The following is a 15,079-nucleotide window of genomic DNA, read 5'->3' as shown; positions in this document are numbered from 1 at the left end:
GGCGGACCTGGGGGGTCCGCCCTTTGCCTCATGCCGCCCGCGTCAGCCGAGGCGGCCGACGTGGATGACCACGACCGTGACGGTGTTCTCCGTGATCTCGTACAGCACCCGGTAGCGGCCTACGTGCATGCGGCGCAGGTTGGGCGAGCCGTACTCGGCGCTGCCTTCCGGGCGGGGTTGCCCGGCGAGCAGGTCGACCGCGTCCATCAGTTGGCGCAGCCCGTCCGGATCGTCCTTGAGGAAGCGCGTGGCCGCATCGATCGCGGCCTCGTCCCAGACGATCTCGTACGTCACCCGCGCCCCAGTCCGAGGCGGGCGCGGACGTCGTCGTGCGGCACACCGTCGGTCTTCCCCGCGCTCTGACGCTCGCGGTACAACGCCAGGGCCAGGGCGTCCTCCAGGTCGGCGAGTTCCTGGGGGTTGATGAGTACGGCCGCGGGCTGGCCGTGATCGGTGATCGTGATGCGCTCACGGGCATGGGACGCACGGCGCACCAGTGATCCGAACCGGGCTCGCGCTTCGGTGATCGGGAGAGTCTCACTCATGTGCAGAACTGTACACTTCACGCGGGTCTCCTGTGAGTGATTCCGCGCGCCCCGACCTCGGACGTGCCCCAGCGGCGGGGGAGGGGCGGGGCGCGGTACCTTCGGGCCCCGATGTCGCCATCCCGACCCGGCATCATCACCGCCCCGCAGAGTGGAGTCAGACGTGAGCGTCAGCGTCCGGACGACGACCGACGGAACCGATCCCTTCGGCACCGCACGGCTGCGGCGGGGTGTGCTCGACGCCTGGGGCGCGTCCCCCGCCCGGTTCCGGGAGGACGCCAACGCCGAGGAGGACCTCGCCCTCGGCGGCTACCGCGACCGCCTCGTCGTCGAACTCGCCCAGAACGCCGCCGACGCCGCCCACCGCGCCGGCGTCACCGGCCGCCTCCGCCTCACCCTGCACCCGGCCGACCACGAGGGCCCCGCGATCCTCGCCGCCGCCAACACCGGCGCCCCGCTGGACGCCTCCGGCGTCGAGTCGCTGTCCACCCTCCGGGCCTCGGCCAAGCGCGAGCAGACCCACGGCGCCGTCGGCCGCTTCGGCGTCGGCTTCGCCGCCGTCCTCGCCGTCACCGACGAGCCCGCCGTCCTCGGCCGCCACGGCGGTGTCCGCTGGTCCCTCGCGGAGGCCCGCGAACTCGCCGCCGAGTCCGCCAAGTACAGCCCGGGCCTCGGCGACGAACTCCGCCGCCGCGACGGCCACGTACCCCTCCTGCGGCTTCCGCTGCCCGCCGAGGGCACCGCTCCCGACGGCTACGACACCGTCGTCGTCCTCCCGTTGCGCGACACCGCCGCCCGCGACCTCGCCGAACGGCTCCTCGCCTCCGTCGACGACGCCCTCCTCCTCACCCTCCCGGGGCTCGCCGAGATCGTCGTGGAGACCCCCGAAGGGGTACGAACCATCCACCGTTCCGATGACGAGGGATACGTCGTCATCGAGGACACCGCCACCGGCACCCACCGCTGGCGGACCGTCTCCCACGGCGGCCCCCTCGAAGCCGAACTGCTCAAGGACCGCCCGGTCGAGGAGCGCCTGCGCCCCCACTGGTCGGTCACCTGGGCCGTGCCCGTGGACACCGACGGAGCCCCTCGCTACCCCCGGACGACCCCGGTCGTGCACGCCCCCACGCCCACCGACGAGCCCCTCGGCATCCCCGCGCTGCTCATCGCCTCCCTGCCGCTGGACACCGCGCGGCGGCACCCGGCGCCCGGCCGGCTCACCGACTTCCTGGTGCAGCGCGCGGCCGACGCGTACGCCGAACTCCTCGCCGAGTGGCAGCCGGTGACGACCGCCACGCTCGACCTCGTCCCCGGCCCGCTCGGCAAGGGCCCCCTCGACGGGGCACTGCGCGAGGCGATCCTGGACCGGCTGCCGAGGGTCGCGTTCCTGGCCCCCGCCGCCCCCACCGAGGAACTCCCCGCACTCCGCCCGATCGAGGCCGAGGTCGCGGAAGGCGCGGGCACGGACACGGTGGACGTCCTCGCCGAGGTGTTCCCGACGCTCCTTCCGGCCGGCCTGGAGCGCCGTCCGGAACTCCGGACCCTCGGCGTCGGCCGCGTCCCCTTCACCGAGGCGATCGACCGCCTCGCCGGGGTGGACAGGCCGCCGACGTGGTGGTGGCGCCTGTACGACTCCCTCGCGGGCATCGACCCCGACCGCCTCTCGGGCCTCCCGGTACCGCTGGCGGAGACCGCCGAAGGCGCCCGTATCCGTACGGCGATCGGCCCCCGCCAGGTCCTCCTGCCCCAGGAGCGGACCCCGGCCGAACTGACCCGGCTCGGCCTGAAGGTCGCCCACCCCGAGGCCGCCCACCCCATCCTGGAGAAGCTGGGAGCCCTGCCCGCCACGCCCCGCGCGGTCCTGACGACCCCGCAGGTACGGGCGGCGGTCGCGGCCTCCCTCGACGCGGGCGAGATCTGGGACGAGGACGCGGACGCCCTGGACGCGGACGAACTCGTCGAGACGGTCCTCGGCCTGGTCCGGGACGCGGAACTCGACCCGGGCGAGGAGCCCTGGCTGGGCGCCCTGGCCCTCCCCGACGAGGACGGCGAACTCTCCCCGGCGGGAGAGCTGGTGATGCCCGGCTCGGCGTTCGCCGCCGTCATGCGCGAGGACGAACTGGCCTACGTCGACGCCGAACTGGCCGCCCGCTGGGGCGAACAGCCGCTGGCAGCCTGTGGAGTTCTCGCGACCTTCGCGCTGGTCCGCGCCACCGACCTGCTCCTCGACCCGGACGAGGTCGAACCCCGCGAGGGCGACTACCCGGAGCCGGACGACGCCGGACTCCTGGACGCGGTCGACGTGTGGTGCGAGGACGTCCTGGACCGGCTGCCGGAGTCGCCGGTGCCGCCGGTGGCGACGGAGATCGTGGCCGTACGGGACCTGGACCTGGTCGACGACGACGCCTGGCCGCAGGCACTCGCGCTCCTCGCGCAGCCGCCGCTGCGGGACGCACTGACCCAGCCCGTACGGGTGCTGCTTCCGGACGGCACGACGGAGACGGTCCGCTCGTACACGGCGTGGTGGCTCCGCGACCACCCGGTCCTGGACGGCCGCCGCCCGGCGGGCCTGCGAGCGGCGGGCACGGACCCGCTGTTGATCGGCCTGTACGACTCCGCCGACGCGACGGGCTTCGACGACGAACAGGTCCTGAGGGCGCTGGGCGTCCGTACGTCGGTGGCGGCACTCCTGGACGAACCGGGAGGCGCGGCGGAACTCCTGACGCGGCTGGCGGACTCGTCGCGCGAGGTCACGGACGCCCAACTCCACGCCCTGTACACGGCCCTGGCGGACCTGGACCCGGAGCAGGTGACGCTGCCGGACGAGCTGCGCGCGGTGGTGGACGGCGAGGCGGTCGTGGTGGACGCGTCGGAGGCGATGGTGGCGGACGCCCCGGACCTGCTGCCGCTGGCGGGCGGGGTGCCGCTGCTGCCGGTGGCACCGTCGCGGGCGGCGGACCTGGCGGAACTGTTCCAGGTCAGGCGCCTGAGCGAGGCGGTGGAGGCGGAGGTGGCGACGGTCGGCGAGGAACACGAGGTGCCGGAGTCGGTCCGGATCCTCCTGGGCGCGACGACCCCCACGACCTACATCGAACACGAGGAACTCCGGGCGGCGGACACGGAACTCGACTGGCGCCGCACCCCGGACGGCGTGGTCCACGCGTCCACCCTGGAAGGCGTGGCGGCAGGCCTGGCCTGGGCAGCCGGCCAATGGCCCCGCCGCTTCGAAGTGGCGGCCCTCCTGGAGGACCCGTCGAGGACGGCGGAACTGGCCCGGGACCGCTGGTTCGACTGAGGCCGGTGGAAGGCGAGGTCAGCGGAGGGCGGGGTCGGCGAGGTCGAGGGTCAGCAGGTTGTGCCAGTCGTTGGTGAAGACGGCCCGGCTGCCCTCGTAACGCACGCCGAGGAACGGGTTGGAGCGGTCCATGAAGGCGACCCACCGCAAGGAGCGGTCGCCGTCGAGACGGGCGAGATGACCGACGTTGCCCATCCCGCCCCCTCCGCCGAGGACCCACCCCGACCCGTCGGGCAGCGGGCTCTCGAACCAGACGTCCGCCTCGCAGGTGCCGTACTCCGCGACGACCTCGGCCACGTCGAACGGCTCCCCGATCCGGAAGGGAATCGGCTGCCCGGCATCGGGGTGGTACGCGCCGGGCCCGTCGACGTACAACTCACGGCCGGTGCCGTCCGCCCGGTAGAACCCGTCGCAGTACGGCATCTCGCCACGGTCCCAGAGCTGCTCGACGATTCGCATGACCCCAGGGTGCCGGACGGGAGGGGGACTGGGGCCTGTTGCGAAAGTGCTGGTCACAAGCCGAGAGCCGTTTCGTCCACGAAAGAGTGATCTTGCTCGATTGTGGTGCGGTTTGGACCCAAGTGCCGAGACTATATCCGTGTTCGGTATGACCAGCCGCGACACCAAGGAGTCGTCGAAGCATGTCCAAGCCTGTCGTCAGCATCTGGGGCCCCCTTCCGGGAGCTCAGCCCGCAGCCACCGCAACGGACCCCTGGGACACCGAGTGGGAGCTCCGCAACGGGACCGCCTGGGTCTTCTACAGCTCATCCGAGCAGACGGCCGTCAGGCGGCCGGTGATCCTCGCCGACGGCTTCGCCATGGGAGGAAGCAACGGCCACGCGCTGTACGAGGGCCTGGAGAACGGGGACTACCCGTTCATCTCCACGCTGCGTGAGAGCGGCTTCGACGTCGTCCTCCTGGGCTTCGACGACCGGTCCGCGTCCATCCTCGACAACGCCGACGTCGCGATCGAGTGCATCCGCAGGACGCTCGCCGACCGCGAAGGCGACGCCATGCTGACGGTGGGCGGCTTCAGCATGGGAGGCATGGTCACCCGCTACGCCCTGGCCAAGATGGAACGGCAGAGGGAGGACCACCAGACCTCCACCTACCTCTCCTACGACACCCCGCACCGCGGCGCGTGGCTGCCCCTCGGAGTCCAGGCATTCGCCCACTTCGTGAAGGCACACTGGGGCAAGACCAACCCGCTCCTCAGCCTCTACTCCGACCTGGTCAACAGCCCGGCCGCACGCCAGATGCTGCGCTGGCACGTCGAAACCGGCACCGAGACCACCCTCGACGTCGCCGCCGGCCAGGATCAGGAACGGACCGACTTCCTGGAAGCACTCCAGCGGGTGGGCGACTGGCCCCAGCGCCCCCGCCTGCTCGGTGTCGCCAACGGAACGGGCACCGGCGTCGGGAACGACATCCCCGCCGACGAGATCGCGATGAGCGCCGCCGGACCGAAGGCGAGCGCCCAGCTCCGCACCCAGAGCCAGGGACGGCAGACCGTCGCCACGATGGCGGAGGCGCGGAAGGCCCCGATCTCGATCAACACCACCGGCTTCCCCGAACTCGACGGGGCTCCTGGCGGCCTCTTCCCCAAGGCGCCTCTCCTGGAAGACGCCGCCAACTTCGGCATGGCTGCCGTGCTGGCCGCGATCGTCAACGAGCAGCCGGCGGAGCTCACCCACAACACCTCCACCTTCGTCCCCACCATCAGCGCCGTGGCGTCGGCGGACATCGACGACCAGACCGCCCTCTACTCCAAGGTCGACCGCGAGAGCAGCGACCTCCACGACTTCCTCTGCGCCACCACCAACGAAGGCCACACCGTCATGACCCCGGAGCTCGGCAAGTGGATCCTGGCCCAGCTCCAGGAAGCGTGACCATCGGCCGAGAACGCCTTCGGCGGGTAGCGCTTCCGGCAAAGACCGCACTGCCGAACGCCATCCGCTGACACACCCCCGACGACGGCCTAGCCCTCCAGCACCACAAGGGCGAGGCCGTCGTTGCGTGCTGCTCGGGTCCTGGGGGTTGGGGTGCCTCATGGGCTTCTGGTGCGGCCGCCCTCTTTCCGAGTGTGAAAGGGCGGCCGGGGGCGTGGCCTACGCGGGGGCTTTGTTTGTTGCCGGGCGCCGTGGGCGTCTTTTCGGGCCGGTGGGTGGGGCGAGGCCGGGCATCGGTTGTGCTCGCCTTGGCTGTGCCGGTGAGTGGGTGGGGGCTGGGTTCGCGGTCGGGGCCGGTGGGTGAAGTTCGGTGGGTCGGGGGTGCGCTGTCGTTGAATGGGGCAGTTGGGCTCGGTTCGGCGGGCTATGGTCGCGGGTTGGTGGGGATTCAGGCCCCGCTGGTCTGTGTTCGTGGGTGGTGGGCGCTGTCGGCGAGGGGTTCATGCAGTTTCTCCGCCTGATAAGGGCGATTCGCCCCCTTCGGGGCTTAATCCGGGGCCTGTTACTCGGAGAAATGCAGGGTTATCCACCCCGCCCACCCACCGGGAGCGAACAGCGGGGCCTGAAGCCCGACCCGGGGACTCCTTCAGCCGCTGAGCGCCGCCCAGCTGCCCCATTCAACAACCGCGCACCCCGATTGGCGCGATGGGGACCCACCGGCACCGGCCACTAGCCAAGCCCCCACCCACCGGCCGGCAGACGCACGCCGTCCCCGGATACTGCCCGGGGCCCGGCGGTGACCCCGCCCCCCGCACCGCCGGAAGGAGCGACTCTCGGAAAGAGGGCGGTCCCACCCGCACCAAGGGGGTCGGGTCAATCTGAGGGCCTGGGCCCCGAAGTCGGAGGTCGGCTCGCTCAATTGCCGCCTCCTGGGGAGGCGCTGGGTAGTTCCTGGGTTGACGCGCGCTCTGACCGGGGCGTGCCCAGCCACGCCCCGGTCCTGCTCGATGCCCTTTTAATCAACGGGAGAGAACTATCCAACCCACCCCTCCCGCTCCCCAACTCCCCTGGCCACACGATCGGGTGAAGGTGTGTCCGGAACGCGGACAGGTGGGGTTGGGGGTGCGGTACGGTCAGCGCCAATAGCGGCATATGACAAGTCGGCCCCCGCCAGAACTCAGAATCCTGACGAGGGCCTAGTAACCAGGAAGTAGCGCTTCCCAATGACTTACCCGCAGTCTAACGCGGCCCTGTCCGCGCGCCCCGTTCCCTTTGAGATTCCCCTCGACGCGCCTCGCTCCGGGGTCATTCACCTACGGCACCGGCACACCGACCGGTTCACCGTCGTCGGCAACCACCTCGCCCAGCACCCGTGCCTCTCGGCCGCCGCGATCGGGCTCTGCGTCTACATCCAGTCCCTGCCCGACGGCGCCGACGTCACCGTCAAGACGCTCACCCTTCGGTTCCGGGAGGGCGAGATCACCATCAGGCGGGCCCTCAACGAGCTCGTCGCGGCCGGGTACGTCGAGCGGCGGCGGGTCGCCCTCGGCGGCGGGCGGTTCGCCACGCGGACGCTGTCGTACGACAAGCCCGGGTGCGGGGCGCGCAACCGGCGGGCCACACCCGCCCCCGAGGCCGTACAGGCCGAGTCGGCCGAGTCGGAGGCGGAGCCCGTGCCGGTCGTCGCACCGGATCCCGAGCCTCGCCCCGTACGGCCGCAGTCGTCCGCCCTCCACGGGCCCGCCGCCGACATTCTCGCTCGGCTTCGGACCGTCGACTCCCGGCTGCTGCTCTCCTGGCGGGACGTCCTGCGGCTCGCCCCCGGTGTCGAGGAGTGGCTGGCCAGGGCGGCGAGTCCGGAGCAGGTGCTCCGTACGCTCACGGCCGCCCTTCCGCCCGCGCACGTGCCCATCCACCACCCGGGCCGCTTCGTCGAGTTCCGGCTCTCCGCGCTCCTGCCGCCTCCGCTGGCCGCCGTACCGCCGCCGCCGGTGACCGACGGACGCGCGCCGCTCGTGAACTGCGACGGGTGCGACCGTGGCTTCCGTAGCCACGACCCGGACATGACCTGTCCGGACTGTCGCGCCGTCACTGCCTGCGCGCCATCCTCAGATCATGCGTTGGGCCACGGGACCGAGGTTTCGGTTGCGGTCTCGTAGTCGCAGCCGGGGTTGTCCCAGCCGTAGAGCCGGTCGACCTGGTTGCGTGACCAACCCGAGTCCGCGCCCGCAACGACGGTGTAGGCCTTGCCAGTGCCCTTGACCTGGGCGTTGAGGCTGGGGCCGGGCATGGCCTAGCGGGCGGGAGTTCCCTTGGCGGGAGGTTTCGTACCGGTCGACGTCGCTGGGGCGAGGAAGGAGCGGATCCGTTCCCCGGGGGCGGGGGAGATGACGATGTCGCCGAGGACGACGGGGTGCGTCGCGTAGCGGGCGCCTCTGGAGGCTGGTGGGACTTCAGGTGCCGCCGTGGTCTTGTACGCCGGGGGTCGCTGCTGCCACAGGACGCCGCCGGTTCCACGGTCGAGGCCGATGACCGTGCCGTCCAGGGCGGTGAAGTGGACGCGGTCACCGTCGACCGTGGGTGCGGAGAGGTCTTTCTGGAGTGTGGTGGTCGACCACAGGAGCTTCATCGCGGACATGTCGTACGCGCTGACGACCCCGCCCTTGCGCTGGGTGAACGCGGTGCCGCCCGCCATGCCGAGCAGCCATTCCGAACCGCTGAGTGCGACGGACTTCGTGGCTCCGGTCCTGCGGTCGAGCCGCAGGAGTGCGACCGTGGGGTCCGTCTGCGGGGAGGACAGATAGACGTCGTCACCGGACACGCCGACCACGTGGGCGCCGCGGGGAAGCGTACGGCTCCAGAGGGCATCACCGGAGCCCCGCGACAGCTCGCCGATTTCCTCGTCCCTGCCCTTGCCGTCCTTTCGGACCACGTAGACGCGGCCCGTATCCGATTCGGGCAGGGTGCCGGGTGCGAACTCGTCCCAGCGGGTGGTGGACGTCCACTCGCGTTGCAGGTCCAGCGCGTGAAGGGCGGTGACCTTTCCCTGCCGTACGCACAACAGCGTTTCCTGGTCGAGGCGGCAGTCGTCGACACCGGTGAGGGTTCGCTCGCCCTCGGGCTTCCCCGATTCCGTGTCGAACCTCCGGATGGTGAGGCTGTTCCCGCCTTGGACGTTGGTGAAGGCGGTGACGAAGACGCCCAGGGAGGTGACGCTGATGCCGGACGCGTATCTCCCCTCCGGGTCGGTCTTGTGCCAGACCACCTTGCCGGTACGTGCGTCCACTCGGGCGACGTGCGTGTCGGTGCCGGTGCACCACAGGGCCGGGAACTCGTAGTGGCAGCTGGGCATGTCGCCGCTCGGCCTGTCGTTCTTCCACGGCAGCTGCGTCGTCCACGGCTTCCACCCCGGCATCCGTACCGGCGTCGGCGTCGGGCTTGGCGTGGTGGCCGTGGCGAGCGGCTTCCCTCCGCCTCCGTCCGCGTCCGGCCACCACATCCACACCCCCACCAGCCCCGCCGCGCACGCCAGTGCTCCCAAGGCCAGGGCTCCGCGTCGGAGGCGGGTCCGGCGTACGCGGGTCAGTTCCGCCTCGCGGGCCGTGGCGCGCTGGGTGCGGCGTTCTCGGCGGGAGGAGAGGAGGGTCAGGAGCGATTCGGGGTCGGGGCGTTCGGCGGGGTCCTTGTGCAGGCAGGGTTCCACCACGGGGCGGAGGGAGTCGGGGAGGCCTGTGAGGTTCGGGTCCTCGTGGACGGCGTTCCAGGCGATCGCGTACGGGGTGTCGGCGTCGAACGGGCCGTGGCCGGTAGCCGCGTAGACGAGGACGGAGCCGAGGGCGAAGACGTCGGCGGCTGGGCCCGTGTCGCGGGGGGTTCGGAACTGTTCGGGCGCCATGAAGAGGGGCGTTCCGAGAATCTGGCCGCTCTCGGTGAGGGCGGTCGCGTCCACGACCCGTGAGATGCCGAAGTCGATGACCCGTGGCCCGTCCTCGGCCAGCAGGATGTTCCCGGGCTTGAGGTCCCGGTGGACCAGGCCCGCGCGGTGGATGTCGCGCAGCGCCTCGCAGAGGCCTGACGCCAGCCGCCAGACCTCGTCGGCCGGCAGGGGCCCCCGGTCGTTCACCACGTCGGCGAGTGTCGGGCCGTCGACGTACTGGGTGGCCATCCACGGGGTGGGGCCGTCCGTGTCCGCGTCGAGGACCGGCGCCGTGAACGCGCCGCTCACCTGCCGGGCCGCCTGGACCTCGCGGGCGAACCTCTCGCGGAAGCCGGGCTTCGCCGCCAGGTCCTCACGGATCACCTTCACGGCGACCGCCCGCCCGGACGGCGAGTGGGCGAGATACACCTCGCCCATTCCGCCGGCTCCCAGCAGCTCGGCCACTTGGTAGTGCCCGAGCATGGTGAGCCGCGTTTCCCCCGATGCCATCCCCACCCCAACCCGATGATCACGCTCGATCGACCGGCCACCCTAGCGGTGGTGCCCCCTCTCTGGGGAGCTTGGTTCAGGCCGGGAACCTCCGGTCCACCCACCGCCACGCGACCTCCAGGAGCAGGCCTCCCGCCACCGCGATGAAGACCGCCGCCCACGGCAGCGTCGTGCCCACCAGCTTCAGGGCGAAGAAGTCCTGGAGCCACGGGACGACGAGGACCAGCAGGAACGCGCCGGCCATCGTGGCGACCAGGGTGAGGCGCCACCAGGTGTACGGGCGGGCGATGATCGCCAGGACCCACATCGAGACCAGGAAGAGCGTCAGGGTGGCGGCGCTCGTCTCGGCCGCGAGGGCGTTCGGGCCCGTGTAGTGGTGGCGGGCCAGGAGGTACGTCGTGAAGGTGGCCGCCGCCGCGATGACGCCGCCGGGGATCGCGTACCGCATGACCCGCCGTACGAAGTTCGGCTTCGCCCGTTCCTTGTTCGGCGCGAGCGCGAGGAAGAACGCCGGGACGCCGATCGTCAGCGTGGAGAGGAGGGTCAGGTGGCGGGGGAGGAAGGGGTACTCGACCTGCGAGCAGACCACCAGGACCGCCAGGAGGACCGAGTAGACCGTCTTCGTCAGGAAGAGGGTGGCCACTCGGGTGATGTTGCCGATGACCCTCCGGCCTTCCGCCACCACCGACGGGAGCGTCGCGAAGCTGTTGTTCAGGAGCACGATCTGGGCCACCGCCCTCGTCGCCTCCGACCCCGAGCCCATCGACACGCCGATGTCGGCGTCCTTCAGCGCCAGCACGTCGTTCACGCCGTCGCCCGTCATCGCGACGGTGTGCCCGTGGGACTGGAGCGCCGCCACCATGTCCCGCTTCTGCCGCGGCGTGACCCGGCCGAAGACGGCGTTCTCGTCGAGGACCTTCGCCATCTCCTCCCGGTCGGTGGGGAGCGTGCGGGCGTCCACCGTGTTCGCCGCGCCCGGCATGTCGAGCTTTCCCGCCACCGCGCCGACCGAGACCGCGTTGTCGCCGGAGATGACCTTGGTGGCGACGTTCTGGTCGGCGAAGTAGGCGAGCGTGTCGGCGGCGTCGGGCCGCAGGCGCTGCTCCAGGACGACGAGTGCGGTCGGGTGGGCGCCGGTGGCGACGTCCGGGGAGTCGAGTTCCTGTGCGGCACGGGCGAGGAGCAGGACCCGCAGGCCCTGTTCGTTGAGGTGGTCGATCTCCGTCAGCGTCGTGTCACCGGCGGGCAGCAGCACGTCCGGCGCGCCGAGAAGCCACGTCGAGTCCTCGCCGTTCCCCTCGCTGAACGCCGCCCCGCTGTACTTCCGCGCCGACGAGAACGGCAGCGCCTCCGTGCACCGCCACTCCACCGTGTCCGGGTAGGCGTCGATGATCGCCTGGAGGGACGCGTTCGGGCGCGGGTCCGATTCGCCGAGGGCGCCCAGCACCTTCCGTACGTACGTCTCGTCCGAGCCGTTCAGCGGGCGCAGCTCCGTGACGTCCATCCCGCCCTCGGTCAGCGTGCCCGTCTTGTCCAGGCACACGACGTCCACGCGCGCGAGGCCCTCGATCGCCGGGAGCTCCTGGACGAGACACTGCTTGCGCCCGAGTCGTACGACTCCGATCGCGAAGGCGACCGAGGTGAGCAGGACGAGTCCTTCGGGGATCATCGGGACGATGCCGCCGACCGTACGGGCGACCGCGTCCTTGAAGTTGTCGTCCTTGACGACGAGCTGGCTGATCACGAGCCCGATCGCGGTCGGGATCATCATCCACGTCACGTACTTGAGGATCGTGGAGATGCCCGTGCGGAGTTCGGAGTGGACGAGCGTGAAGCGGGAGGCCTCTTCGGCGAGCTGCGCCGCGTAGGCCTCGCGGCCGACCTTGGTGGCGGTGAAGGCGCCGCCGCCGGCGACGACGAAGGAGCCCGACATCATCCGGTCGCCGGGCTTCTTCACCACGGGGTCGGCCTCGCCGGTGAGCAGTGACTCGTCGATCTCCAGGCTGTCGGCCTCGGCGACCTCGCCGTCGACGACGACCTTGTCGCCGGGGCCGAGTTCGATGAGGTCGCCGAGGACGATCTCGGAGGTGGAGAGTTCGGCGGCGACGCCGTCGCGCCGGACGGTGGGTTTCGCCTCGCCGATGACGGCGAGTCCGTCGAGCGTCTTCTTGGCGCGGAGTTCCTGGATGATGCCGATGCCGGTGTTGGCGATGATCACGAAGCCGAAGAGGCTGTCCTGGATCGGCGCGACGAAGAGCATGATCGCCCACAGCACGCCGATGATCGCGTTGAAGCGGGTGAAGACGTTGGCGCGGACGATGTCGGTGGTCGAGCGGGAGCTGCGTACGGGGACGTCGTTGACCTCGCCGCGGGCGACGCGTTCGGCGACCTCGGCCGAGGTGAGTCCGGCGGGACGGTGGACGACGGGCGGACCCACCGCCTCGGCCTCGCTGCCGTCCGTGTCGATCTTCGCCCGCTGAGTCATGTTTTCGACGGTACGACCGGAATCGACCGTTCACCTGCCGAGAAGGGCGAAGATCAGACCGGGGGAGGAGGCGAATCGTCCCCCGGTGCCATGCCGAGTGCTATGCCTCGGGACCCTGGGTCGACTCGGTCCCGCCAGAGGTCCCGCCAGAGGTTCCGGCGGAGGTCCCGCCAGAGGTCCCGGCCGAAGTGTCGGTAGAGGTCCCGCCCGCGGCCTCCGCCGCCCGCGCCGCCTCGTGCCGCTTGATCGCCGCGTCGCGCTTCCGTACGTACCAGATGCCGATCAGGCCGAGGCCCGCTCCGGCCAGGCAGGTCCACACCCACCAGGTCAGGTCCCGGTCGTCGAACCAGCCGTAGAACGGGACCTGGACGAGGAAGAGGACGAACCAGAGGATCGTTCCGCCGGTGATGGTGGCGACGACGGGCCCTTCGAGGGGCTCGGGTGCCTCGTGCTTCGGTGTCCACTTCGCCATGGGGGTCAGTCTAGGTGGCGGGAAATCGTATCTACGCGCGGAGATAGACGCTCGCTCGTTCATGTGTTCATACTGAAACGGTTTGCCTCTGGCGGGTTTCCTTCGTATGAACCGCCAAACGGACGTCTCCCGAAGAGGAACCCCACCCCATGAGCACCACGGCCACCGCCAAGGCCATGTCCCCCGAGCCTTCCGCTCCCCAGGAGCCGACCTCGGGTCTCGACCGCTACTTCAAGATCTCGGAGCGCGGCTCGACCGTCGCCCGCGAGGTCCGTGGCGGCTTCGCCACCTTCTTCGCGATGGCCTACATCATCGTGCTGAACCCGATCATCCTCGGCAGCGCCAAGGACATGTACGGGCACCAGCTCGACGGCGGCCAGCTCGTCACCGCCACCGTCCTCACGGCGGCGTTCTCGACGCTCCTCATGGGTGTCATCGGCAACGTCCCGATCGCCCTCGCCGCCGGCCTCGGCGTCAACACGGTCGTGGCGCTCCAGCTCGCGCCGAAGATGTCCTGGCCCGACGCCATGGGCATGGTCGTCCTCGCGGGCGTCGTCGTGATGCTGCTCGTCGCGACCGGTCTGCGCGAGCGCGTGATGAACGCGGTCCCGGTCGGCCTGCGCAAGGGCATCGCGATCGGTATCGGCCTCTTCATCATGCTCATCGGTCTCGTCGACTCGGGCTTCGTCTCCCGCATCCCCGACGCCGCGCACACCACCGTCCCGCTCCAGCTGGGCGGCGACGGTCACCTCACCGGCTGGCCGGTCCTGGTCTTCATCCTGGGCACGCTCCTCACCCTCGCGCTGATCATCCGCAAGGTGCCGGGCGCGATCCTCATCTCCATCGTCGTCATGACGATCGTGGCGATGGTGATCAACGCGGTCGCGACCGTCCCGTCCTGGGGTCTGACCACCCCGGAGTGGCCGGGCAACCCGGTCGCCTCGCCCGACTTCGGGCTGGTCGGCGAGGTCAGCCTCTTCGGCGGCTTCGGGAAGGTCGGCTACCTGACCGGCGTCCTCTTCGTCTTCACCGTCCTGCTGTCCTGCTTCTTCGACGCCATGGGCACGATCCTCGGCGTCGGCGACGAGGCCAAGCTGATCGACAAGGACGGCAACTTCCCCGGCATCAACAAGGTCCTGCTCGTGGACGGCCTGGCCGTCGCCTCCGGTGGCGCGACGTCCTCCTCGGCCACCACCTGCTTCGTGGAGTCCACGGCGGGCGTCGGCGAGGGTGCGCGCACGGGTCTGGCGTCGGTGGTGACCGGCGGTCTGTTCTCGGTGGCGCTGTTCCTCACGCCGCTGGCCACGATGGTCCCGTCGCAGGCGGCGACGCCCGCGCTGCTCGCGGTCGGCTTCCTGATCCTGGCCGGTTCGGTCAAGGACATCGACTGGAGCGACTTCACCATCGCGGTGCCGGCGTTCCTGGCCATGGTGATGATGCCGTTCACGTACTCGATCACGAACGGCATCGGCATCGGCTTCATCGCGTTCAGCGTGCTGCGTCTGGCGACCGGCCGGGGCCGTGAGGTCCCGGCGGCCATGTACGTCGTGTCCGCGGTCTTCGTCTTCTACTACGCGATGCCGGCGCTCGGCCTCACGTGATCGCGGGGGGCGTCGGTCGCCGCGCCGGCCGCCCCGGTCGCCGCTCCGGCCGCCGCCCCGTCGGCCGGAGCCGAGAGCGGCTCCGCACCGTAGAACTTCTCCGTCTCGTCGACGGCGGTCTTGAACCGCTCGTCGAAATCCTCGCGAATGAGCGTCCGGGCCACGTAGTCCTGGACGCTCATTCCTCTTTTCGCGGCGTGACTTCTGAGCCGGTCGAGCAGCTCACCGTCGATGCGCAGGCTGAGCACTGTCGATCCCATGCCGTTCAGGGTCGGGGCTGCCCGGGCTTCTTTGCGTCACTTTCCGGATCCGACTCACTCGTTTGGGTGATACATGGATGCCGAAGCGTGATCTGTGTGCGTCCGG

General features: G+C 70.8%; 11 protein-coding genes. 4 read left to right on the top strand and 7 right to left on the bottom strand.

Annotation, left to right across the window (positions count from 1 at the left end; translation table 11 throughout):
* Positions 1-42: 42 nt before the first annotated feature.
* Together OG259_RS18470 and OG259_RS18465 are read right to left on the bottom strand one after the other, a co-directional pair.
* Positions 43-294: a type II toxin-antitoxin system RelE family toxin gene (locus tag OG259_RS18470; protein ID WP_328943265.1), complete on the bottom strand. Its 252-nt coding sequence runs from the start codon at positions 292-294 to the stop codon at positions 43-45.
* Positions 291-545: a type II toxin-antitoxin system Phd/YefM family antitoxin gene (locus tag OG259_RS18465; protein WP_328943264.1), complete on the bottom strand. Its 255-nt coding sequence runs from the start codon at positions 543-545 to the stop codon at positions 291-293. The genes OG259_RS18470 and OG259_RS18465 overlap by 4 nt, the downstream gene beginning before the upstream one ends.
* A 151-nt stretch (positions 546-696) precedes the next feature.
* Here OG259_RS18465 and OG259_RS18460 point away from each other — a divergent pair, with 151 nt between their 5' ends.
* The gene (locus OG259_RS18460) at positions 697-3,840 is read left to right on the top strand and encodes a sacsin N-terminal ATP-binding-like domain-containing protein (protein ID WP_328943263.1); all 3,144 of its coding nucleotides are present in this window, start codon (positions 697-699) and stop codon (positions 3,838-3,840) included.
* An 18-nt stretch (positions 3,841-3,858) separates the two neighbouring features.
* On the opposite strand, the gene OG259_RS18455 is transcribed toward OG259_RS18460, so the two are convergent.
* The gene (locus tag OG259_RS18455) at positions 3,859-4,299 is read right to left on the bottom strand and encodes a hypothetical protein (RefSeq protein WP_328943262.1); all 441 of its coding nucleotides are present in this window, start codon (positions 4,297-4,299) and stop codon (positions 3,859-3,861) included.
* 182 nt (positions 4,300-4,481) lie between these two features.
* Between OG259_RS18455 and OG259_RS18450 the strand changes: the two genes are divergently transcribed.
* Both OG259_RS18450 and OG259_RS18445 read left to right on the top strand, forming a co-directional pair.
* Complete coding sequence (locus OG259_RS18450; protein WP_328943261.1) at positions 4,482-5,729, top strand: esterase/lipase family protein; 1,248 nt, start codon at positions 4,482-4,484, stop codon at positions 5,727-5,729.
* A gap of 1,223 nt (positions 5,730-6,952) precedes the next feature.
* Positions 6,953-7,888 (top strand): hypothetical protein, encoded by a 936-nt coding sequence (locus tag OG259_RS18445; protein ID WP_328943260.1) that lies wholly within the window; start codon positions 6,953-6,955, stop codon positions 7,886-7,888.
* Positions 7,889-8,022: 134 nt separating this feature from the next.
* Here OG259_RS18445 and OG259_RS18440 read toward each other — a convergent pair whose 3' ends face one another.
* From OG259_RS18440 to OG259_RS18430, 3 genes are all read right to left on the bottom strand, one after another.
* The gene (locus OG259_RS18440; protein ID WP_328943259.1) at positions 8,023-10,155 is read right to left on the bottom strand and encodes a protein kinase domain-containing protein; all 2,133 of its coding nucleotides are present in this window, start codon (positions 10,153-10,155) and stop codon (positions 8,023-8,025) included.
* Positions 10,156-10,231: 76 nt separating this feature from the next.
* Complete coding sequence (locus OG259_RS18435; protein ID WP_328943258.1) at positions 10,232-12,640, bottom strand: HAD-IC family P-type ATPase; 2,409 nt, start codon at positions 12,638-12,640, stop codon at positions 10,232-10,234.
* A gap of 100 nt (positions 12,641-12,740) precedes the next feature.
* Positions 12,741-13,112, bottom strand: coding sequence for a DUF2530 domain-containing protein (locus tag OG259_RS18430; RefSeq protein WP_328943257.1), 372 nt, complete (start codon positions 13,110-13,112; stop codon positions 12,741-12,743).
* A gap of 149 nt (positions 13,113-13,261) precedes the next feature.
* On the opposite strand from OG259_RS18430, the gene OG259_RS18425 reads away from it, so the two are divergent.
* On the top strand, positions 13,262-14,713 hold the full coding sequence (locus OG259_RS18425) for an NCS2 family permease (protein WP_328943256.1): 1,452 nt from the start codon (positions 13,262-13,264) through the stop codon (positions 14,711-14,713).
* Here OG259_RS18425 and OG259_RS18420 read toward each other — a convergent pair.
* Positions 14,683-14,973: a hypothetical protein gene (locus OG259_RS18420; RefSeq protein WP_328943255.1), complete on the bottom strand. Its 291-nt coding sequence runs from the start codon at positions 14,971-14,973 to the stop codon at positions 14,683-14,685. The two genes, OG259_RS18425 and OG259_RS18420, sit on opposite strands and share 31 nt — an antisense overlap.
* Positions 14,974-15,079 lie beyond the last annotated feature (106 nt).

Origin of the sequence: Streptomyces sp. NBC_00250, from assembly GCF_036192275.1 — a bacterium.
In the GTDB taxonomy this organism is placed as follows: domain Bacteria; phylum Actinomycetota; class Actinomycetes; order Streptomycetales; family Streptomycetaceae; genus Streptomyces.
The sequence above is the reverse complement of the archived record's forward strand: the minus strand, read 5'-3'. Positions and strand labels throughout refer to the sequence as shown.